The 23,291-nt window shown below is 66.8% G+C and carries 13 protein-coding genes and 1 pseudogene; 7 read left to right on the top strand and 7 right to left on the bottom strand.

Features of this window, described 5'->3' with window-relative positions; genetic code table 11:
- Window positions 1-69 precede the first annotated feature (69 nt).
- The 3 genes from SY91_RS24700 to SY91_RS24690 all read left to right on the top strand — a co-directional run bounded on the left by SY91_RS24700 (window position 70) and on the right by SY91_RS24690 (window position 4,304).
- Window positions 70-690 carry a LysE family translocator gene (locus tag SY91_RS24700; protein WP_006480510.1) on the top strand — a complete coding sequence of 207 codons (621 nt, stop codon included), beginning with the start codon at window positions 70-72 and terminating at the stop codon, window positions 688-690.
- Window positions 691-965: 275 nt separating this feature from the next.
- Complete coding sequence (locus SY91_RS24695; protein WP_185921202.1) at window positions 966-2,555, top strand: protease pro-enzyme activation domain-containing protein; 1,590 nt, start codon at window positions 966-968, stop codon at window positions 2,553-2,555.
- A gap of 72 nt (window positions 2,556-2,627) precedes the next feature.
- A complete protein-coding gene (locus SY91_RS24690) occupies window positions 2,628-4,304 on the top strand; it encodes a S10 family peptidase (protein ID WP_006480512.1) in 1,677 nt (558 codons plus the stop codon).
- An 81-nt stretch (window positions 4,305-4,385) separates the two neighbouring features.
- On the opposite strand, the gene nadE is transcribed toward SY91_RS24690, so the two are convergent.
- The 3 genes from nadE to SY91_RS24675 all read right to left on the bottom strand — a co-directional run bounded on the left by nadE (window position 4,386) and on the right by SY91_RS24675 (window position 6,675).
- Window positions 4,386-5,234, bottom strand: coding sequence for an ammonia-dependent NAD(+) synthetase (nadE, locus tag SY91_RS24685; RefSeq protein ID WP_124592379.1), 849 nt, complete (start codon window positions 5,232-5,234; stop codon window positions 4,386-4,388).
- A gap of 181 nt (window positions 5,235-5,415) precedes the next feature.
- The gene (locus SY91_RS24680) at window positions 5,416-6,285 is read right to left on the bottom strand and encodes a DMT family transporter (protein WP_185921201.1); all 870 of its coding nucleotides are present in this window, start codon (window positions 6,283-6,285) and stop codon (window positions 5,416-5,418) included.
- Window positions 6,286-6,489: 204 nt separating this feature from the next.
- On the bottom strand, window positions 6,490-6,675 hold the full coding sequence (locus SY91_RS24675) for a hypothetical protein (RefSeq protein ID WP_006480515.1): 186 nt from the start codon (window positions 6,673-6,675) through the stop codon (window positions 6,490-6,492).
- Between the two features lie 228 nt (window positions 6,676-6,903).
- Between SY91_RS24675 and SY91_RS24670 the strand changes: the two genes are divergently transcribed.
- Both SY91_RS24670 and SY91_RS24665 read left to right on the top strand, forming a co-directional pair.
- Complete coding sequence (locus tag SY91_RS24670) at window positions 6,904-7,662, top strand: DeoR/GlpR family DNA-binding transcription regulator (RefSeq protein WP_034175145.1); 759 nt, start codon at window positions 6,904-6,906, stop codon at window positions 7,660-7,662.
- A gap of 105 nt (window positions 7,663-7,767) precedes the next feature.
- Complete coding sequence (locus SY91_RS24665; RefSeq protein ID WP_185921200.1) at window positions 7,768-9,570, top strand: phospholipase D-like domain-containing protein; 1,803 nt, start codon at window positions 7,768-7,770, stop codon at window positions 9,568-9,570.
- Between the two features lie 66 nt (window positions 9,571-9,636).
- On the opposite strand, the gene SY91_RS24660 is transcribed toward SY91_RS24665, so the two are convergent.
- The 3 genes from SY91_RS24660 to SY91_RS24650 form a co-directional block, all read right to left on the bottom strand.
- Window positions 9,637-10,311 (bottom strand): TetR family transcriptional regulator, encoded by a 675-nt coding sequence (locus tag SY91_RS24660; RefSeq protein WP_012339399.1) that lies wholly within the window; start codon window positions 10,309-10,311, stop codon window positions 9,637-9,639.
- Between the two features lie 126 nt (window positions 10,312-10,437).
- Window positions 10,438-11,706 carry an NAD(P)/FAD-dependent oxidoreductase gene (locus SY91_RS24655; protein WP_006480518.1) on the bottom strand — a complete coding sequence of 423 codons (1,269 nt, stop codon included), beginning with the start codon at window positions 11,704-11,706 and terminating at the stop codon, window positions 10,438-10,440.
- Window positions 11,707-11,838: 132 nt separating this feature from the next.
- Window positions 11,839-13,419: an amino acid permease gene (locus SY91_RS24650; protein ID WP_185921199.1), complete on the bottom strand. Its 1,581-nt coding sequence runs from the start codon at window positions 13,417-13,419 to the stop codon at window positions 11,839-11,841.
- Window positions 13,420-14,048: 629 nt separating this feature from the next.
- Here SY91_RS24650 and SY91_RS24645 point away from each other — a divergent pair.
- Window positions 14,049-15,560: an aldehyde dehydrogenase family protein gene (locus tag SY91_RS24645; RefSeq protein ID WP_034175147.1), complete on the top strand. Its 1,512-nt coding sequence runs from the start codon at window positions 14,049-14,051 to the stop codon at window positions 15,558-15,560.
- Window positions 15,561-15,699: 139 nt separating this feature from the next.
- Here the strand turns inward: SY91_RS24645 and SY91_RS24640 are convergent, their stop codons facing one another.
- A complete protein-coding gene (locus SY91_RS24640; RefSeq protein ID WP_034175148.1) occupies window positions 15,700-18,162 on the bottom strand; it encodes a DUF3772 domain-containing protein in 2,463 nt (820 codons plus the stop codon).
- Window positions 18,163-18,627: 465 nt separating this feature from the next.
- Here SY91_RS24640 and SY91_RS24635 point away from each other — a divergent pair.
- Window positions 18,628-23,291, top strand: a pseudogene (locus SY91_RS24635) (RHS repeat-associated core domain-containing protein).

The following is a 23,291-nucleotide window of genomic DNA, read 5'->3' as shown; positions in this document are numbered from 1 at the left end:
GCCAAAGATGGCCAGTAATCCCTCCACCTTCAGCGGCAACATATCGTCAATGAAGGACGGGGGCAGACCATGATTTCCACGCATTTGCTGTTGATTTATCTCGCCGCGCTGGCGGCCATTTATGCGGTACCGGGGCCCGACATGGCGCTCGTGCTGCAGACCAGCATCGGCCGCGGCGTGCGGCCGGGGATGGCGGCGGCGGCCGGCCTGTCGCTCGCGCGCACCGCGCACGTGACGCTGTCGGCGTGCGGCGTCGCGGCGTTGATCCGCAGCGCGCCGTGGCTCTACGAGGTGATCCGCTATGGCGGCGCGCTCTATCTCGCGTATGTCGCGATCCAGGTGTTCCGCTCGCCGGTGTTCGCGCTCGGCGACGGCGACGCGGCGGCGGGCGAGTTGCGCCAGTCGTTCGTAAAGGGGCTGCTGACCAACCTGCTGAACCCGAAGGCGCTGCTGTTCTGTTCGGTGCTGCTGCCGCAGTTCGTGCGGCCCGAGGTCGGGCCGGTCGTCTGGCAGATGTTCGAGCTCGGCGCGCTGCTGGTGGCGGCCGGCGTGTGCTTCGACCTCGCGTGCGTGTTCGGCGCGTCGCGCATCGCGGCGTGGATGCGCGCGCATCCGCTCGCACAGACGGTGCAGCGCTGGACCTTTTCCGCGGCGTTGATCGGTTTCGCGCTGCGGCTGTCGATGGATTGAGGGTTGCGCCGACATGGCCGCCGCGCGGATCGATCGGCCGCGCAGGCAGGCCCATGCTCGAATCGATACGGGCCGCGCGCGATGCCGGCCTTCCCGCGTGCGCGTTGCCGCGGAAGGGCGTGCGCGCAAATCGTCTGACTGTTCTAAACTTCCTGTTACTTCGCGCGTCGCAAGCGCGCCGTCGCGAATCGACTGACCGAACGGAACCGTCTTCCGCGGGCTATGTCCGATTTCCTGGCTGTTCCGTGCAACGCGGTACCAAGGAGGGTCTGAACATGGCAAGGCATCTTCAAGCCGACCGTGAACCCCGCATCGTCCCCGAGTCCAAGTGTCTCGGCCAGTGCGATCCGGCAGAACGCATCCACGTCACGATCATGTTGCGGCGGCAGGAAGAAGGGCAACTCGACGCATTGGTTCACCAGCTCGCCACCGGCGACGCCCGTGCAAAACCGGTGTCGCGCGACGCATTCGCGCAGCGTTTCTCCGCCAATCCCGACGACATTCGCAAGACCGAGGACTTCGCGCACCGTCATCAGCTGACGGTCGATCGCGTCGATCCGGTCGAGAGCGTCGTCGTGTTGTCCGGCACGATCGCGCAGTTCGAAGCCGCGTTCAGCGTGAAGCTCGAGCGTTTCGAGCATCGGTCGATCGGCCAGTATCGCGGCCGCTCGGGCCCGATCGCGCTGCCCGACGATCTCGGCGATGCGGTCACGGCCGTGCTCGGCCTCGACAGCCGCCCGCAGGCGCGGCCGCACTTCCGCTTCCGTCCGCCGTTCAAGCCGGCGCGCGGCGCGGCGGCCGTCACGTTCACGCCGATCCAGCTCGCGTCGCTGTACGACTTTCCGGCCGGCGACGGCGCCGGGCAATGCATCGCGATCATCGAGCTCGGCGGCGGCTATCGCGCGGCCGACATCCAGCAGTATTTCCGCGGGCTCGGCATCACGACGCCGCCCAAGCTCGTCGACGTGAACGTCGGCACCGGCCGCAATGCGCCGACCGGCGAGCCGAACGGCCCGGACGGCGAAGTCGCGCTCGACATCGAAATCGCCGGCGCGATCGCACCGGCCGCGAAGATCGCGGTGTACTTCGCGCCGAACAGCGATGCGGGCTTCATCCAGGCCGTCAACGCGGCCGTGACCGACAAGACGAACCAACCGTCCGTGATCTCGATCAGCTGGGGCGGCCCGGAAGCGATCTGGCAGGCGCAGTCGGCGCAGGCGTTCAATCGCGTGCTGCAGGCGGCCGCCGCGCAGGGCATCACCGTCTGCGCGGCGTCGGGCGACAGCGGCTCTGGCGACGGGCTGCAGGATGGCGCCGATCACGTCGACTTTCCCGCGTCGAGCCCGTACGTACTCGGCTGCGGTGGCACGCAGCTCGACGCGCTGCCCGGGCAGGGCATTCGCAGCGAGGTCACGTGGAACGACGAGGCATCCGGCGGCGGTGCGGGCGGCGGCGGCGTCAGTGCGCTGTTCGACCTGCCGGCGTGGCAGCAGGGGCTGAAGGTCGCGCGCGCCGACGGCAGCACCACGCCGCTCGCGAAGCGCGGCGTGCCGGACGTGGCCGGCGACGCGTCGCCGCAGACGGGCTACGAAGTGTCGGTGGCCGGCACGCCCGCGGTGATGGGGGGCACGAGCGCGGTCGCACCGCTGTGGGCGGCGCTGATCGCACGGATCAATGCGGCGAACGGCGCGTCGGCCGGCTGGATCAATCCGGTGCTGTACAAGCATCCGGGCGCGCTGCGCGACATCACGAAAGGCTCGAACGGCACTTATGCGGCCGCGTCCGGCTGGGACGCCTGCACGGGCCTCGGCAGCCCGAACGGCGCGCAGCTCGCCACGATCCTCGCGCGCAAGCCGTCGAGCTGACGCACGGGCACACGCCTTTCCGTTCGACGCGGGTGGTCTGCCCGCGTCTTTTTCACCTCCAGGAGCAGCACGATGGACATCGATTCCGCATCCTCCGGCGGCGTGTATCCGCTGCATCACGGCGACCACAATTCGCATGGCGTGCCGCCGACCATCAACCCGGTCGCGCTGAGCCACGGCCGCGACCAGCCGTTCTTCGACCCGGTCGCGTACGGCAACGGCCCGGACGACTCGGTGACCGACACGACCGAGGCGGCCGCGATCACGCACCACACGATCCTGATCGACGGGAAGCGGATCGCGTACACGGCGACGGTCGGCCACCTCGTGACCGTCGATCCGAGCAGTTCGCAGCCGGCCGCGAAGATTTTCTACGTCGCGTTCACGGCCGACGGCGCGAAGGAGGAAACGCGGCCCGTGACGTTCTTCTATAACGGCGGGCCCGGTTCGTCGTCGGTGTTCGTGCTGCTCGGCTCGTTCGCGCCGAAGCGCATCAAGACGTCGATGCCGGGGTTCACGCCGCCCGCGCCGTACCAGATCGAAGACAACCCGGACAGCATGATCGACCACAGCGACCTGGTGTTCATCAACCCGGTCGGCACCGGCTATTCGGCGGCCGTCGCGCCGAACAAGAACCGCGACTTCTGGGGCGTCGACCAGGATGCGGATTCGCTGAAGCAGTTCATCAAGCGCTACCTGACGAAGAACAACCGCTGGAATTCGCCGAAATACCTGTTCGGCGAATCGTACGGCACCGCGCGCAGCTGCGTGCTCGCGTACAAGCTGCACGAGGACGGCGTCGACCTGAACGGCGTCACGCTGCAATCGTCGATCCTCGATTACCGGCAGGCCGGCAACCCGGTCGGCACGCTGCCGACCGCCGCGGCCGACGCGTGGTATCACAAGAAACTCGGCATCAAGCCGGCGCCGACCGATCTCGGCGCATTCGTCGAGGAAGTCGCGCAGTTCGCGCGCACCGACTATCTGAGCGCGCTGCGCGCGGTGCCGCATGCGAACCCGGCCACCGTGCAGAAACTGTCCGCATACACGGGCATCGATACGGCGACGCTGCAATCGTGGGGGCTCGATATCGCGGGCTACGACACGCGCGGCAATTCGCTGTTCCTGACGACGCTGCTGCATGCGCAGGGGCTCGCGCTCGGTTCGTATGACGGCCGCGTGACCGGAATCTCGTCGGGCATCGCCGGCAAGATCGACCCGAATTCGGGCGGCAACGATCCGACGATGACGGCCGTGACGGGCGTCTATACGGCGATGTGGAACAGCTACCTGAACGAGCAGTTGAAGTTCACGTCGAACTCCGCGTTCACGGACCTGAACGATCAGGCCTTCAAGAACTGGGATTTCAGCCACATCGACCCGACCGGCGCGCAGCAGGGCATCGATGCGCAGGGGAACGTGATCCTCTACACGGCCGGCGACCTCGCTGCGGTGATGGCGCTGAACGTCGACCTGAAGGTGCTGTCCGCGAACGGCTTCTACGATTTCGTGACGCCGTTCTACCAGACCGTGATCGATCTGCAGCAGATGCCGCTGGAGGACCAGAAGGTGCGGCAGAACCTGTCCGCGCGGTTCTATCCGTCGGGGCACATGGTGTATCTCGACGGCGGCTCGCGCACCGCGCTCAAGCGCGATCTCGCGACGATGTACGACGCGACGGTCAGCGATACGGGCGCGCGGATGCGGATTCGTGCGCTGCAGGCGAAGAAGACGGGCGGGCACGCGTAGCGTGACCCGTCGAGTGGAAGCCGCGCGCAGCCGGGAGGGTGCGCGTGGCGGTAGGTCGGCTGAGGGAGGCGGCCGGCTTGCTTATGCGGCCGGCCAGTCGAACATCGTGTACGGCAGCGCGCGCTTGTGGCGCGAGCCGTCGTAGAAGCGCAGCACCGTTTCATACACGCGATCGGCAACCGCCTTGCCTTCGAGGAAATCGTCGATCTCGTCGTAGGTCACGCCGTACGCGTGCTCGTCGGGGCGCAGCGGGCGCAGCTCCTCGAGGTCGGCCGTCGGCACCTTCATCACGATCAGCTCCTCGCCGCCGAGCGCGCGCGCCACCCCGCGCACGCGCCGCTTGCTCAGGCCCGCGAGCGGCAGGATGTCCGCGCCGCCGTCACCGAACTTCGTGAAGAAACCCATCAGCGATTCGGCCGCGTGATCGGTGCCGATCACGATGCCGCGCCGTGCGCCGGCCACCGCGTACTGCGCGATCATGCGCTCGCGCGCCTTGATGTTGCCGTGCACGAAATCCTGCTGCGCCGGAGTTTCGAACGCGTGGCCGGATGCGACCAGCGAACGGAGCATCGCATCGGCGGCCGGCTTCACGTCGACCGTCAATACCTCGTCCGCGCGCACGAACGCCAGCGCGCGCTGCGCATCCTCTTCGTCGTTCTGCACGCCGTTCGGCAAGCGCATCGCGATGAAGCGCGCGTCGTAGCCGTCGGCGCGCAGGCGCTCGACCGATAGCTGCGCGAGCCGGCCGGCCGTCGACGAATCGACGCCGCCGCTGATGCCGAGCACGTAGGTCCGCAGGCCGGTCGAACGAAGGTACTGCGCGAGGAAATCGACGCGGCGGGCGATTTCGGCCTCGGCGTCGAAGTGCGGGGCGACGTTCAGTTCGGCAATGATCGCGCGTTGGCGGCTGGCGTAATCGGCGGAGGTCATGAGGGAAGATCCGGAACGAATTGCAAGGCGCTCATCATAAGCGCAATCGCGGCGTGCCGCCGCGCCGGACCTGCGTTTCCGGCGCTGTCGCGTTGCATCGACGAGACGCGGCGCATCGCCGTGGTGCGTGGTGCGCCGGGCGGGTGCAGGATGCCGGGCGGAGGGTGCCCGCTGGCTCGCATTAGCGCCGTGCGAGCACGACGCCCACCAGCGCGAGCGCGAAGCCCGCGAGCTGGATCGGCGCGAGCGTTTCGCCGAACAGACCGTAACCCTGCAGCGCAGCCAGCGGCGGCACGAGGAACAGCAGCGACGTCGCGCGCGCCGCATTGCCGCGCCGCAGCATCCACATCAGCATCGTGACCGCGCCGCCCGACAGGAACACGACGCCCCACACGAGCGACACCCACAGCGCCGGCGCGCCGATCCAGCGGGTCTCACGGAGCAGCGCGACGAACACGGCCGCGACGATCGCCGCGCCGAAGTTCTGCACGGCGACCGCCGTGCGCAGGTCGCTCTGGGCGAGCTTGCCTTTCTGGTACAGCGAGCCGGCGGTGATCGATCCGACCGCCAGCACCGACACGGTGACGACGAGCCACGCAGGCGCCGCGCCCGGCGGCGGCGCGACGCCGCCCGTGACTTTCGGCGCGAGCACGAGCGCGACGCCGGCCAGCCCGAGCGCCATGCCGAGCCAGCCGCGCGCGGGCAGGCGCTCGTTGAACAGCGGGACCGCGACCACGGCGGTGGCGAGCGGCTGCAGCGCGCCGAGCAGCGCCATCACGCCCGCATTCAACCCTTGCGCGACGGCCCAGTAGCTCGCGCCGAGATAGACGCCTTGCAACAGCGCGCCCGCGATCAGGTGGCGCGGCCATTCGCGGCGGGCCGGCCACGGCGCGCGCGCGACGAGCGCCACCACGGCGAACAGCGCGGCCGTGCCCGCGAAGCGCGCGAGCAGGAACAGGTTCGGATCGGCGTAGGGCTTGATCGCCCGGGCGACGATGAAGCCGGTGGACCAGAGCGCGACGAAGGCGGCGGCGACGATCGAGGTAAGCATGCGTGACGGGCCGAGACGCGGCCGGACAGAACAGGGAAGTCGGCCAGTATCGGGCGAAGCGGCGCCGACGTCTTGTCGAATCCTGCACTCATGCCACGCGGCATGTGATCGTGCCGGCGGTCATCGCGCCGGTGCGCGGTGCGGCGGCGATCAGCGCCCGCAGCACGGCGATGCGCTGCGCGGAGAGACGCGCAGCGGCGGCGATCAGTCGATCGAGAACGTATCGAGCGGCTGGTTGGCGCGCGCGTCGGTCGCGAAGCGCGCGGCGAGCTGTTCGTAGAGCCGGCGTGCTTCGTCGAGCGTCAGGTCGATCCAGTACGGATCACCCGCCGCGTCGTTGAGGCGTTCCGGCGGAAACTGGATTTCGATCACACTGCCTTTGCGATACATGGCGCGAGCCCCTTTGATGGTCGGTATTGGTCGGTCGTTCGGCGAAGCGCAAAGTGTAGCGCCGGGCGCCGCCGGGATTCGCGCGCGCCGGACAATAGTGAATTTCGCTTTCGGGGAGACGCGCCCGGACGCTGCCTGGCCGCTTACCCGGCGCAGTCAAATGGTCGTCAAACGTCCGTAATACAATGGCCGGCTTACCCATTACCAGTCGCCTCGGGCGCACACGCGATGCTGGCGGAACAACGTCATCAATACATCCTGTCGGAGCTCGGACGGTCGGGCGCGCTGTCGGTCGCGGAACTCGTGCGTTCGCTCGACGTGTCGCGCGAAACCGTGCGGCGCGACCTGAATGCGCTGGCCGCGCGCGGCCTGCTCGTGATGACGCACGGCGGCGCGCTGGCCGCGGATCGCCGCGAGCCGAGCCTGTCCGAGCGCGAAGCCGCGAACGCCGACGCGAAGCGCGCGATCGGGCGGCGCGCGGCCGAATTCGTGCCCGACGATGCATCGGTGCTGATCGATTCGGGCAGCACGCCGCATGCGGTCGCGCTGGCGCTCGCCGACCGGCACCGGCTGTCGATCTACACGAACGACTGGCGTACCGCTTTCGTGCTCGCGCGGCGCAACGGCAACCGCGTGACGCTGCTCGGCGGCGAGCTGTCCGACGACGAGGACGCCACCTTCGGGCTCGACACGATCCACCAGCTCGCGCAATACCACGTCGATTTCGCGTTCGTTGGCGCCGGCGGCATCACGCCCGACGGCGAGTGCACCGACTACTCGCGGCTGGCGGCCGAAGTGCGTAGCCGGATGATCGCGGCGGCCGGCACGGCGATCATCGTCGCCGACCATTCGAAATTCGGCCGCGTGACGCCGGTGCGGATCAACGGCGCGGCCGCCGCCCGCTATCTGGTGACCGAGCGCGCGCCCGACAAGGCCGTGCGCCGCGCGCTGACGGCGCGCGGGGTCGAGCTGCTCGTGTGCGACTGACGCGCATCCGACATACAAGGTTCATGGAAGCGTCATCGCGCGGGAAAGACCATCGTCAAGACTGACTCATTCACCTCGACCGGCCGTCGGGCCAGGGAGCAACGAATGACCGTCAGCGTGCGCAGCTATCTTTCCCCCACCCTGGTCCTGCTGGCTTTCGACTGGCCCGATGCGGCGTCGCGGTCCGATTTCCTCGGCTTCGCGATCCGGCGCACGCCGGGCTTCTGGTCGGCCGACGGCAAGACGCGTGCGCCGGACAGCTGGCTGCCCAACCGCCTGACGTTCGACGGCCCGGCCGCCGACACGCAGGGCGATGCGCCGACCGATCAGGCGCCGATCCAGAAATTCATGTGGTGGGATGCACGCATCGATCCGCAGGATCGCGGTGCGTCGTTCCGCTACGACGTCTATCCGGTCGTCGGCACGCCGGCGAACCTGCAGGTGCTCGACGCGCAAGCCGGCGTGTGCGACGTCGTGCTGCCCGCGCACATCGAGGACGGCATCGGCACGTGGTTCAACCGCGCGGTGGTCAGCTCGCAGGCGTTCGCGAAGCAGGTCGCGGCGCTCGGCCTCGCGCCGAACGAGGCGCCGAGCGCCGCGCAGGCGCTGAAGCTGCGCACGTGGCTCGCGAACGACATGGAGCAGGTGTTCCCTCAGATGCTCGATCCCGCGTCGCGCGCGGTGTCGGCCGTCTATCACCTGACCGACACGCTGTGGGCGCTGCCCGCGTTCCAGGCGTTTGGGCGCAAGCACGGCGAAGCGTCGCTCGCGATCGTCTACGACGCGCACACGATGGCGCGCAAGGGCAAGCCGCCGCTGCCGTCGCCGAACCAGCCGGCCGTCGATGCGCTGCAAGGCATCGCGACGCTCGCGCCGCGCGACAAGACGCACATCATGCACGACAAGTTCATCGTGACCGATGCGCCGTCGAACCCGGCGCCCGCGCGCGTGCTGACCGGCTCCGCGAACTTCACGACCGAGGGGCTGACCGAGCAGGCCAACGTGCTGCATGCGTTCGATTCGCCCGCGCTCGCCGCGCTGTACAACGAGCGCGCCCACGCGCTGGCCGGGAATCCGTCGATCGCGGAGACCGCGCGGCTGTCGCCGGGCTGGTCGGCGCCGATGACGATCGGCAGCGCGCAGGTGCGCGTCGCCTACTCGCCGGAGCCGGCGGGGCAGCGTACCGAGATCGATACGATCGTCGCCGCGATCGCGGCCGCGAAGCATTCGGTGTCGTTCTGCCTGTTCATGCCGACCGACGCCGCGCTGCGCGATGCGTGTTTCGCGGCCGGCGACCGCGGGCTGATGATGTTCGGCCTGGTGAACAAGATCAACGTGGGCAGCGCGACGAAGGCCGATGCCGCGCGGCAGGCCGGGCAGACGCTCGATGCGGCGACGCTCGCGAACCTCGAGCTGTACCACCGCAGCCGCGACAACCACGACGTGATCGACGCGTCGTATTTTTCGCCGGCCACCGTGCCGCAAGGCTTCGAGCCGGAGTTGCGACTCTTTCCGGGCGAACCGGCGCCGGCCTTTCCGCCCGTCGTGATCCATCACAAGTTCATCGTGATCGACGCGGAAGGCGCGAATCCGGTGGTCTATACGGGTTCGGCGAACATGAGCCGCAATTCCGAGCAGTACAACGACGAGAACCTGCTCGAGATCCGCGACAAGCGGATCGCGGCGATCTATCTCGCGGAATTCCTGCGGCTTTACGAGCACTATCGCGCACGGGCGCTGGCGATCAACGCGAAACGGCAGCACGGCACGGGTACGGGTACGGATGCGGGCGCGCATGCGCGGCTCGCGCTTGCGCCCGATTCGAGCTGGGCGAAGAAGTATTACGTGGCGGGCAGCCCGGAAGAGAAGGCGCGGATCGCGCTGGCGTCGGTCGCGCCGACGGACTGAGGCGATGAAGGGCTGAAGTTGGAGGGGGCGCGGATATCACGTGCCCCGGTCGGCGACTGCCGCCGCTTACGCGGCGACGTAGCGGAGCACTGCGTCGGCGATCGTGTCGCGATGCCGAGCGCGCAGGCGCGGTGCCGACGGATCGCGGCCGAATGCAGCGCCGAACGTGTAGCGGTTCGCCACGCGGTGGAAGCAGAACGAGCTGATCAGCAGGTGCAGGTCGAATGCATCGATGTCCTTGCGGAACACGCCGCTGGCCGCCCCGCGCTCGACCAGTTCCTCGAGCGTCTTGATGATGCTGACGTTGCGGTTCTTGAACGACTTCAGCTGTTCGACATACTTCGCGCCGTGGATGTTCTCGATCGACACGAGGCGCACGAAGTCGCGATGCTTGTCGTGATAGTCGAACGTGAATTCGACGAGGCGGCGCATGCCTTCGCGCGGCTCCATGTCGCCGACGTGCAGCTCCTGCTCGAGCGCGCGGATGTCGCCGTACACCTTCTCCAGCACGGCCTCGTACAGGCCTTCCTTGCTTTCGAAGTAGTAATAGAGCATCCGCTTCGTCGTGTTCGTGCGCTCGGCGATCGCGTCGACGCGCGCACCGGCGAGGCCCATCGCGGAGAATTCCTGCGTGGCGACATCGAGGATGTTGCGCTTGGTTTGCTCGGGATCGTATTTACGCCGCGCATCGGACGCAAGCGCGCGGGGGTCGGACGTGGCGGCCTTGCTTCCTGCTTTCATGTGACTTTGTTGTGGTTCGCGGCGGCGTGGAAAAGGCATTCTAGCATGTGGGAAATGCCCGCCCGGCCGACCTTCCGCTCTAATCGGCAAGGCCGTCGGCGCGGTCGTTTCGGCCGTCGCGGGCGCTCAGCGGCGGCAGGACGCGAGCGCGTCGCGGGCCTGGTACGCCGTGTACGCGAGTTGCGCGGCGGCAAGGCCGGCCAGCCCGAACGTGCGCGTGAGTCCGAATGCGGCGAAGCCGTCCGGCACCGGCCGGCCTTCGGCCAGCGCGGCGGCGAGCGCCTCGCCGGCCACCGTAGTCGGCGCCATCCCGTGGCCGCCGAACGCGATCGCATGCCATACGCCGTCCGCGTCGCGGCCGATCTGCGGCATCTTGTGCCGCGCGTAGCTCATCAACCCGCCCCACGCGTAGTCGACCTTCACGCCTTCCAGTTGCGGATACACGCGCAGCAGGTCGCGGCGCAGCAGGCGCGCGATCGCGTCGGGGCCGCGGTCGAGCACGGAGATCCGGCCGCCCCACAGGATCCGCGTGTCCTTCAGCGGACGGTAGTAGTCGAACGCGAAACGCGTGTCGTAGATCGCGTACGGCGCGTCGATCGCGTCGGGCAGGCGCGTGCCGAGCGGTTCGGTCGCAATCACGTAGGTCGCGATCGGCAGCACCGCGCGCTCGATGCGCGGCGACACGCCGCGCGCATAGCCGCCGCCGGCGAACACGACGTCCTTCGCGCGTACCGCGCCCTGCGCCGTGCGCACCACGTAGCCGGCGCCGTCGCGCGCGATGCCGAGCGCGGCCGAGCGCTCGTACACGCGTGCGCCGCCGCGCGACGCGGCCGCCGCGACGCCGAGCACGTACTTCAGCGGATGGAAATGGAACGCGTTCGGCTCGAACAGGCCGCCGTAATAGCGCTGTGTTTTCAGCCGCTCGCGCAGCGCGCCGGTCGGGACGGGTTCCCATTCGACGCCAAGTTCGTTCTTCATCAGCATGCGCACGCTGTCGAGCCGCGACGGATCGTCGAACCAGTTCGCGAGCATCACGCCCTGGTCGACGATGTCGCAGTCGATTCCGTAGCGGGCGATGCGCGCGCGGATCAGGTCGACCGCGTCGACGGTGAGCCGGTACAGCCGGCGCCCTTCGTCGCGGCCGAGCGTGCGCAGCAGGTCGGCGTTGTCGAGGCTGTAGCCGCCGAACACGAAGCCGCCGTTGCGGCCCGACGCGCCGAAGCCGACCCGTTCGCTGTCGAGCACGACGACGTCCGTCACGCCGCGCTCGACGAGGCCGAGCGCCGTGCACAGGCCGGCGAGGCCGCCGCCGACGATGCAGACCTGGGTATCGATCGTGCCGGTCAGTTGCGGGTAGGGCTGGCGGGTAACGGTGGCTTCGTAGAAGTTCTGCATGCGTTTTCGATGACTCGTGACGGCGGAAAAACAGGCGGCGCGCGTCGATCTTGCCTGAACGCGCGCGCCGCGTCGAATGGGAGCTTCAGCGCGGCGGCCGCCGTGGTGGGGCGGCCGCCGCGTTACCGGGCGTCAGGCGCCCGGCGTCGGGTTGACCGGACGGGCGACATAGGCCGGATAGCCGGCGTTGGCCTTGTCGGTAGCCTCATGCGTCGCGTTGCGTTCGATCCACGGCGCGATTTCCATGTCCTCGTAGCGCACCAGCCGGCATTTGCGCACGAGCGCGTAGCCGACCCAGATCGCGACGAAGAACGGCAGGCCGATGTAGGTCGCGGCGACGCCGGTCCAGTCGATCTTGTCGGCGAGGAACGCCTGATAGTCCTGGCCGAGCGCGACGACCGCGCACAGCGCGAACGCGAACAGCGGGCCGAACGGGAACCACTTCGACCGGTACGGCAACTGGTCGAGCCGGTAGCCCTGCTTCAGGAAACCCTTGCGGAACCGGTAGTGGCTGACCGCGATGCCGAGCCACGTGATGAAGCCGGCCATGCCCGACGTGTTCAGCAGCCACAGGTAGACCGTCTTGTCGCCGTACAGCGACGTGAGGAAACACAGCGCGCCGACGGCGGTGGTCGCATACAGCGCGTTGCGCGGCACGCCGCCCGGCGACAGCTTCGCGAACAGCTTCGGCGCGCGGCCTTCGACCGCGAGGTTGTAGAGCATCCGCGTCGACGCATACATGCCCGAGTTGCCGGCCGACAGCACGGCCGTCAGGATCACGGCATTCATCACGCCGGCGGCAAAGGCCAGGCCCGCGTGCCGGAACACCAGAGTGAACGGGCTCACGCCGATATCGGTCACGTCGCTCTTCAGCAGGCTCGGATCGGTGTACGGAACCAGCACGCCGATCACGAAGATCGCGAACACGTAGAACAGCAGGATGCGCCAGAAGATCTGGCTCACCGCACGCGGAATCGTCGTGCGCGGGTTCTCCGATTCGCCGGCCGCGACGCCGATCATTTCGGTGCCCTGGAACGAGAAGCCCGCGATCATCGCAACGCTGAGCATCGTTGCCCAGCCGCCGACGAACGGCGCGTCGCCGATCGTGAAGTTGCCCCAGCCGGCGCTCGGGCCGCCCTGCATGATCCCGAAGATCATCAGCAGGCCGACGCCGACGAACGCGAGCACGGTGAGTACCTTGATCAGCGCGAACCAGTATTCGGCCTCGCCGAAGCCGCGCACCGACAGCGCGTTGAGCGCGAAGATCAGCGTGAGGAACAGCGCGCTCCACCAGACGCCCGGCACATGCGGGAACCAGTAGTGCATCACGAGCTGCGCGGCGACGAGCTCCACCGCCAGCGTCACGGCCCAGCTGTACCAGTAGTTCCAGCCGAGCGCGAAGCCGAAGCCTTCGTCCACGTATTTGGCGCCGTAGGTCGCGAACGAGCCCGACACCGGCATGAACGCGGCCATTTCGCCGAGGCTCGTCATCAGGAAATAGACCATCAGGCCGATCAGCATGTACGCGAGCATCGCGCCACCGGGGCCGGCCTGCGAGATCGATGCGCCGGACGCGACGAACAGGCCCGTGCCGATCGAGCCGCCGATCGCGATCATCCGCAGATGGCGGGCCTGCAACGCGCGGTGGAGGGAGGGCTTCGCAGGGGGCGAGGCGGACGGGCGGGACGAATCGGGGCGGGCATCTGAATGCATGGCGGGCGCTGGGCGCTGTCTCCGGGATTGTTTTTCGGTGACGAAGCGCGACGCGTTGCCGCCCGCGGCGGGTAGCGGTGATGCGGTGCGAAACCGGCCCGCTGAGCCGGGCCGTGGTGCGTGTCGCCTTCGTCGGTCGTCCGGCTGCCGTTGGCGGCCGGCGGCGCGCCGGGTGCGTTGCACCTCGACGTCGCACCGATTGTGTGTGCGCGGCGCACGGGCGGCAAACGATATTTCCGAACAGGGTGATGCGGGATGGTCATCAACTTGTGTCGTGCCGCGATGCGTCCGGGTGCCCGGCCGCAGGCTTTGGAAACGTCCCGAATCGATCCGGAAACGCGTTGGTCCGGCCGGTCGAGTTGTTGCGTTTTGGGAATGAAGTCGTGAGTTAATATCAATAGCGGCCCGACTTGTGGCCATCGACAATGTGTTTCATGGATCGTGCCTCGCGAGGCTGGGGCGCGCCGTCCGGCCGGGCTTTCCGGCGGCGGCGCAGCGCAATGCGCCGGATGGCGCACCGGCCCGCCGCGCGGCGCGTCCGCTTGCACGACGCGCTCGAACGCGCTCCAATCGAATCACGCCGGCGGCGCTGCCGCCGCACCGATCAATCTGTCCCTGAAGAGGAAGTGATGCAATTCAACGACATTCTTGCCGCGCTCGACATCGATCTCGCCCAGTGGAAAGGCAACGCGCTGACCGCGCGTTCGCCGCTCGACGGCGCGACGCTCGCGACGCTGGCCGTCGACACGCCCGCCGACGCCGAGCGCAAGATCGACGCCGCGCACGACGCATTCCTCAAGTGGCGCACGGTGCCGGCGCCGGTGCGCGGCGAACTCGTGCGCGTGTTCGGCAACGTGCTGCGCGAGCACAAGGCCGAGCTCGGCCGCCTCGTCACGCTCGAAGCCGGCAAGATCACGTCGGAAGGCCTCGGCGAAGTGCAGGAAATGATCGATATCTGCGATTTCGCGGTCGGCCTATCGCGTCAGCTTTACGGCCTCACGATCGCGTCCGAGCGCCCGGGCCACCGGATGATGGAAACGTGGCACCCGATCGGCGTGTGCGGCGTGATTTCGGCGTTCAACTTCCCGGTTGCGGTGTGGGCGTGGAATGCGGCGCTTGCGTTCGTGTGCGGCGATTCGGTCGTGTGGAAGCCGTCCGAGAAGACGCCGCTCACCGCGATCGCGTGCCACGTGCTGCTCCAGAAGGCGCTCCGCGAGTTCGACAAGACGCATCCGGGCGTCGCGCCGGCGGAACTGAGCCAGCTGGTGCTCGGCATGCGCGACGTCGGCGAGGTGCTGACGGCGTCGAAGAAGGTGCCGGTCGTCAGCGCGACGGGCAGCGTGCGGATGGGCCAGGAAGTCGCGAAGGTGCTGAGCCAGCGCCTGGCACGCGGCATCCTCGAACTCGGCGGCAACAACGGGATGATCGTCGCGCCGAGCGCGGATCTCGACCTCGTCGTGCGCGCGGTCACGTTCGCGGCGGTCGGCACGGCCGGCCAGCGCTGCACGACGCTGCGCCGCCTGATCGTGCATCGTAGCCTCGTCGAGCAACTGCTGCCGCGCATCGAGAAGGCCTACGCGTCGGTGAAGGTCGGCAACCCGCTCGAGGAAGGCACGCTGGTCGGCCCGCTGGTCGATCGTGCGTCGTTCGACGCGATGCAGAAGGCGCTGGCCGATGCGCGCGAGCAGGGCGGCGAAGTGAAGGGCGGCGAGCGCGTCGACGTCGGTCACGCGGATGCGTACTACGTGCGTCCGGCCATCGTGCGGATGCCGAAGCAATCGGCGGTGGTCGAGCGCGAGACGTTCGCGCCGATCCTGTACGTGATGGTCTACGACAACTTCGACGACGCGATCGACGTGCACAACGCGGTGCCGCAAGGCCTGTCGTCGGCGATCTTCACGAACGACATGCGCGAGGCCGAGCAGTTCATGTCGGCGGCCGGCAGCGATTGCGGGATCGTCAACGTGAACATCGGCACGAGCGGCGCGGAAATCGGCGGCGCGTTCGGCGGCGAGAAGGAAACGGGCGGCGGCCGCGAGTCGGGTTCGGATGCGTGGAAGGCGTATATGCGCCGTGCGACGAATACGATCAACTACAGCCGGCAGTTGCCGCTGGCGCAGGGGGTGAAGTTCGACGTGTAAGGGCAGGCGCCCGGCCAGGGCGCTTCGACGGTCGAATGACAAGGGCCGGTTGCCGCGAAAGCGGTAACCGGCCCTTGTCGTTTACTGCGGGGCGCGCGGCGCGCCGATCGATCGCGGGCGTACCCGCTCGATGGCTCGCTTACGATTCGTGCGGCGTAGGACCCTCGTTCGCCGGCATGTTCTGCACGACCAGCATCTGCGGGCTCGACAGCGTGATCCCCGCCGCGCGCAACTGCTTGAGGATCTGGAACAGCAGATCGCTCTTCGTCGAACTCGCGATCCGCGGGCTCGACACGTAACCCGTCACGCTCAGCGTGATCCCGTCCGGCGCGAGCTGGCTGAACGTCACCGACGGCGCCGGCTTGTCGAGAATCGCCGGGTGCTCGCGATACGCATCGAGCAGCAGGTCGCGCACCTGCTCCGGATCGGTGTTCAGCGGGAACGTCAGCACCAGCGTCGCGACGCCCTGCGTGCTGTTGCCCATCGTCACGTTGCGCACGTTCTGCGAGATCAATTGCGAATTCGGCACGATCACGGTCGAACGGTCGCTCAGCTGAATTTCGGTCGCGCGCACGTTGATGCGGCGGATGTCGCCTTCGACGCCCGCGATGCTGACCATGTCGCCTACCTTCACCGGCCGCTCGGTCAGCAGGATCAGCCCCGACACGAAGTTCTTCACGATTTCCTGCAGGCCGAAGCCGATACCCACCGACAGCGCGCTGACGATCCACGCGAGATTGTTCCACCTGACGCCCAGCAGCCCGAGCGTCATCAGCACGAGCAGCACGTAGCCGACGTTGGTGAACAGCGTGATCAGCGACACGCGCATGCCCGTATCCATGCCGAGCGCGGGCATGAATTCGCCGTCGAGCCAGCGGCGCAGCGAGCGCAGCAGGTAGAACCCGATCGCGAAGCCGATCACGGCGTTCAAGATCCGGTCGGGCATGATGTTCAGGCTCTGCAGTCGCTGGCTGCCGATCATCGCGACCGCGCTGTCGAGCAGGTCGCCCGGCGTCGTGCCGAAACCGCCGGTCACCAGCGCGATCGCCGCGATCAGCATCAGCAGGCTCGTGCCGAAGCCGGACAGGACCGTGCGCGCCTGATCCAGGTGGCGGTCTTCGAGCGCGAACAGGTGCTTGATCTGCTGGCCCGTCGACAGGCTCGACGAGAACAGGCTTTCGCTCGCGTCGCGCGTCAACTGGATCAGGATGTAGGTGGCGCACAGCACGATCTCGAACCACACGAGCTCGTACGTGATGAAGCGCGCGACCGTGATGTAACCGATCAGGAGTGCAATCAACGACGCGACGATCGCGAGCGTGACGCCGGCATGGATCAGCCCAGCGAGCGTCGAGCGCTGCTCCGGTGCCTCGCCTGCGGCCGCGAGGGCGCTGCGCGCACGGTTCGCGCGCAGCAGCGAGGCGCCGACCGTCAGCGCGACGACGAGCGACACGATGCCGCGACCGAACAGCGTGACCGACAGGCTGGTGTCGACGATCCGGTTGATCGATTCGAGCGTGCCGGATACCAGCAGCAGCCCGGCCAGGATGCTGGGGAACGGCTTCATCGCGAGCGCGACGGGATCGGCGAGCGCGGGCAGGCGCCACGACGGATGCTTCGTGCAGAGCAGGGCGCGGCCGAGCCCGGCGATCAGTGCGCAGGTCGCGGCGAGCTTTGCGAACTGGTCCCACAGGTCGGTCAGCGACGGCGTGAGCTCGTAGTGGCGTGCAACGGCGAGATAGAGGATCTGGATCGCGATGGCCGTCGCGAGGAAGGTCGACAGGGCGGTCGACAGCGCCAGCGCACTGCGGCGCAAGCGGGTGGGCGGCAGGCGGTTCAGCGCGATCCACGCGAGCCCGCGCTCGATGAGCCGGCGGCCGCCGAGCCAGGCGGCGAATGCTGCGATCAGCAGCACGGTGGTGATCGCACGCTGCCCCGGCACCCACGACGAGCGCAGCATGTCGAACAGTTCGTCGTCGAAATCCTCGAGCCGCTGGCGATCGTCCGGCGACAGGTGGAACAGCGGCAACCAGAACTGCGCGCTGAAGATGCTGCCCGAACGGAACGCGAGCTGGTTCTTCAGGAGGCTGCGGTGCAGCTTCGCGAACTGCTCGGTCAGGTTCGCGAGGCTCGTCTTCTGGTCGGCGGCCTGCTTCAGCGCGGCGTCGATCTGGGTCTTGCGCGCGTCCAGCGCGGCGCGCTGCTTCGCGACGGCTGGCGCTTCCGGCGCGGCGCCCTCGGCCGGCGCCGGCCCGAGCACGTCGAGCTGCGCCTGAACCTGCGCACGTTGCGGCGTGAGGTCGCTCTGCAGTTTCGCGACATCGGTGCTCAGTTCCTGCGCCGAGTCGTCGAGCGCGTCCAGCTCCTTGCTGTTGGACGCGGTCGAGGTCTGCTGCTTGATGCGATCCAGCTCGGCCTGCATCTGCTTGAGCTGCGCGATGGCGTCGGGCAGGGAAATGGCCGGCGCGGCGGCGCCGACGCCGCTCGCGACGGGCGCGGAAGCGGCCGCCGGAAACGCCGACGCGGTCGCGATCGCCGCGAACTGCAGCAGCGCGATCAGCGCGATCCGGCGAGCGTACGTGGAAAGTCGTTGTATGGACATGGAATGCTTACGTTTTGCCGACAATGCCGGTTGCCGAAAGGCAGCCGGAAGCCGGTAGTTGGCCCGGTAGCATGTTACCGGGGCGCGGAGGTGAACGACTTCCGAATCTGCGTCCGGGGTGTCTGCGACACGGACATGGGTGACGGACCGGCGCAAGGCCTGTTCATCCCGTCGCATCGGGGCCGTGTCGATCGAGCTGCCTGCCGGAAGGGCGCCGTTTTCAACGTCCGGCGGCCGTTGTCACCCGGACAGACGGTTACGAAATTTACATAAAGTCGGTGCGACCGCGACCCGTGATAAATGGGGCGCAAAGGATTGGGCGGCTGCCGGAAAACCGGACCTTTCATTTTCCCTTCGCCAATCGTCAGTACAATGCCGCGAGACGTTGGCCGGCCATCCGGAACACGAGAAGGCGAGGCCGCCGCCGCACGTCGAAAACCGAACAACCAGAAGAATCCTGAGAGCATGGCAGATCAAAAACTCCCTCCGGGCGCGGAGTATGAGCAGGCCACCCCGTGGTTGACCGATGTTCATCCGGACGATGTCGTTGCATCCGGCGAAGGCTTCAACGCGTGGCTGATCAGCGTGACGCACGGCTACGTGGACGTCGATCGACTGAAAACGGTCGCGAGCATGATTCCGGTGCTCAACAACCTGATGGCGCTGGCCGATGCGCTCACCGACATCGTCTCGATCATCCGCAAGCGCGGCGGCGAACTGCTCGACTATCTCGGACTCGCGATCAATCTGATCGGCGTGATTCCATTTCCGCCGGTACTGGCGCCGATGCGTCTCACGGCGCGGCCGCTTCTGGCGCTGATTCGCAATGAAATACTGATTCACAAGCGCGACATCGGCGCCGCGCTCATATCGGTCGTCGTCACGCATGTTCAGGCGTCATGCGCGACCGAGATCGAGGATTTCCTGACGAAGCTGCAGGCCGTGCTCAACGACGTGATCGATCACTGCGCAGCGAAAGCACGGGAGATCCTCACGAGTCTCGCGGACGGCATCGACGCAGTGTTGGCGGGGCAACTCTTCGATCCCGCGGAGAACGAGCGGCGGGCCGCCGAGTATCGTCAGCAGATGAAGAAGAGCGGATGGTTCAGCACGGATCTGGTAACGGGGGCTTGGGGATATCTGGCCGAGTCGAGGACGGCGCTCGTCAAGCGCGGCGCCAACGCCGTGACCGGCACGGCGACCGGGCTTGTTCCCGAAGAATACGTCGCACCGATTCGCCAGATTGCCGTGTCATTGCGCACGCTGGCCCCAGTGGTGGTCGACAAGATCAACGAGCTGAAGGGCAGCGACGAAGGCAAGCTGATGTGGCTGCTGCTGAAGCTGATCAATGCGTTGCGGCACAAGCGTGAGACGATGCGGGCCGCATCGATCAAATCGCAGGGCACGACGGAAGCAACGGCCCGGCGGCCGCAGGTGCCCGTCGCCGCGACGAAGAAGGAGGCGAGAGCGAAGGGCTCCGGTGTCGACCACTGCGAAGAGTGCGGGCTCGGGGCGTCGGGCGGTTCGATCAGCTACGCGTTCGGTGATGAGACGTTTTCTCATGCCGATTTCGAATTGCCGGGTGCGATGCCCGTCGTCTGGATACGCGTCTATCGCTCCCGGCTGGCCGGATACGATGCCGGCGAACTGGGCGCGCGCTGGCTCTCGCCGTACATGACGCGCATCGATGTTCGGGACGACAAATGGATCTACAGCGATTCGACCGGCCGCAACATCGAATATCCGGCGCTCGCGGCGGGTGCGGTTCACGACGACCGCGTGGAAGGTGTGACGCTGAGCCGTCTCGACGACACGTGGACGACTGTCGCGTACGGTCACGATTTGCTGCACGTGTACGAGAAGCGCGGCGATTCGTTCCGTCTCGCGTTGCAGAAGGATCGCGCGGGCAATACGATTGCGCTCGATTACGATGACGCGAATCGTCTGGCGCGGCTCGTCAGTTCGGCCGGTCATACGCTCGCGTTTCATCACGACAGCCGCGGACGTATCGCAACGATCGAGCAGATCGTCGACGCGAACACGCGCACGACGCTTGCCCAATACCAGTACGACGACAACGGCGATCTCGTGCGTGCAGCGGATCGTTACGGCAACGTGCGCCAGTATGCGTACGACCGTCATCTGATCACGCGCTATACCGATCGCACCGGCCGCGGCATGAACCTCGAGTGGGAAGGGGCGGAGCGCGACGACAACACGCATGCGCGGTGCGTGCGCGAATATGCCGACGATGGCAGCCATGACATTCGTCTCATGTGGCATCCGAACATCCGCCTGACCTATGTCACCGATGCACTGGGCAACGTCACGCGGTACTACTACAACATCCGCGGATACATGTACCGGATCGCGTATCCGGATGGCACCGAGGAGTGGATGCGGCGCGACCAGGACAACAACCTGGTCATGCATGTTCATCGCGACGGCGGCATCGAGGAGATGGACTACGACGCGCGCGGGAACATGACGAAGCATTACCGCGTCGACGGGGCCGTGATCGAGATGGGTTACGACGACCGCGATCAACTCGTTCGTCTCAAGGATTCCGAAGGATACGTGTGGGAGCGCTCGTACGATGACGCGGGTAACCTGGTCGTGCAGAAGGACCCGCTCGGGCACGAGACGAAGTATGCGTACAACGCCGCCGGGATGCCGGTCAAGATGGTCGATGCGAAGGGCGGTGCGACGGTACTTGTCTACGATGACGCGGAACAATTGCTTCAGTACACCGACTGCTCGGGCAAGGTGACGAAGTGGCGCTACGATGGCGACGGGCGACTTGCGCAGTCGATCGATGCAGCGGGCAATGCCACGGTTTACCGGTATGGCAGGAATGGCGCGGTCAGCGAGATCTCGTCTCCAGCAGGCACCTATCGATACACGCACGATGCCGAAGGCCGTCTGCTGTCCCATACCGATCCGATGGAGCGCGTGACGCGTTTTTCGTACGACGTCGCGGGGCGTGTGGCCAGCCGCGTCGATGCGCTCGGCTACACGCTCGCCTACCGTTACGATCGCCTCGGTCGCTTGACCGCGTTGATCGATGCGAATCGCGCGACCTATCAATTTCACTATGATCCAGCGGGGCGATTGCTGGAAGAGATCGGGTTCGACGGCAAGCGGACCACATACGGATACAGCGAGGGCACGCTGCAGCCGGTGAAGATCGACGAGGGCGGGCAAGCGACCGAACTCGAATTCGATCAGGCCGGCCGCATCGTATGCCGGACCTCGGGTGCGAGCACAGAGCGATTCGCGTACGACGCCAGTGGACGACTCGTCGAGGCGCTTAACAGCCACAGCCGGACGCAGATGTTTTTCGATCCGGTCGGCAATCTGGTGTGCGAACATCATGCTTATCGGCTGTTCGGGGAGTCGCGCAGCTATTTGTGGCATCACGAGTACGATGAAATCGGCACGCGGATCAAGACTGTCCGCCCCGATGGTCATGTGCTGGACTGGTTGATCTACGGGTCGGGTCACGTGCATGGGCTCGTGCTCGATGGTGAGGAGCGAATCCAGTTCGAGCGCGACGATTTGCATCGCGAAACCGGGCGGATGCTGTCGAGCAAGGTGGGACAGCAGACGCAGTACGATCCGGCTGGCCGAATCACCCGGCAGGCCATTCGGCGCTCGAATGCGCCGGCCGCATTGGCCGAGCGCCGGTATCGGTACGATGCCGTGGGGCAGCTCGAGCATATCGAGGACAGTCGCAAGGGGGTGATCAACTATCGTTATGACCCGGTCGGCCGCCTCATCGCGGCGATCGGGCCGCTCGGTACCGAGACTTTCGCCTTCGACCCGGCAAGCAACATCATTGACCCCGGCAGTCCCCGACACGCTCGTACTCCGGGGGCGGTGAAAGCAAGCCCGGTTGTGCCGGACAGCGTGGACAGCACATTGCCGGCGGAAGTGCCGCGCGTGCTCGGGAATCTGTTGAAAGAATACGCGGGTACCCACTTCGAATACGACGCGCGCGGGAACCTGATCGGCAAGCGATCGCCGTCGGGTCGGCAGGAATACGAGTGGGACGGATTCAACGGTTGAGAGTGGCGCGTGTCGAGGAGACCGGCCGGTGGCATGAAGCGCGGTATTTCTACGATTCCTTTGGGCGCCGGATCGGCAAGGACGTGGATGGCGTGCGGACGGTGTTCGGCTGGGATGGTGACCAGTTGGCGTACGAGAGCAACGAAGGCGGTGCGACGCAGTACGTGTACGAGCCGGAAACGTTCGTTCCGCTTGCCCAATATGTGACGGCGCAACCGGTCGCGGGGATCCAGACGCCGGTGTGGCAGGAGGGCGAACCGTATGTGCCGGAGAAGGACCCGCTGCAACGTATGCCGGAAAGACAGTCGGATGCGCATTTGTTCTATTACCACTGTGACCAGATTGGTACGCCGTTGCTGATGACGGACGAGGTGGGAGAGGTGGTGTGGGAGGCGTCGTATCGGGCCTGGGGCGAGGCGCGGGACGTGATCGCGCGGGTGTCGAAGGCCGCGGGCGTGGAGCCGAGGAACCCGATTCGGTTTCAGGGACAGCAGGAGGATGCGGAGACGGGGCTGAGGTATAACCGGTATCGGTACTATGATCCGACTAGCGGGCGATTCGTATCCAAAGATCCGATCGGGCTCGACGGCGGGATCAATGTCTATCAGTACGCCCCCAATCCCACAGGCTGGATCGATCCACTTGGGCTGGCTCGTTGCCCTTGCGACTGCTTGAAAAAGGGAAACCCTGAAGGCAATGGACCGTATCGCGGGGGATCAAAGGGAGGGGTATCTCGCCCGGGCGTGGACGGCCATCACATGCCTGCTGATGCAGTAACAAGTTCGCAGGATGGCTATTTGGGATATAGAGATGGTCCGGCCATTGCTATGGATCCCAATGACCATAAGGGAACCTCAAGTTATAAGAACTCTACAGCAGCGCGGCAGTACCGAGATAAGTTGGCTGGGATGATTGCGTCCGGGAACTATCGCGGTGCAATGGCCACCGAAATTCTCGATATTCGCCGTGTTGCACGTACTGCCGGTGACCCGATTCGATACAATACTGCAATGCAAGAGATGCTTGCATACGCAAAATGTCGAGGCTTGTTGAAAAAGTGA

This window comes from Burkholderia cenocepacia (genome assembly GCF_014211915.1).
GTDB lineage: Bacteria > Pseudomonadota > Gammaproteobacteria > Burkholderiales > Burkholderiaceae > Burkholderia > Burkholderia orbicola.
The sequence above is the reverse complement of the archived record's forward strand: the minus strand, read 5'-3'. Positions and strand labels throughout refer to the sequence as shown.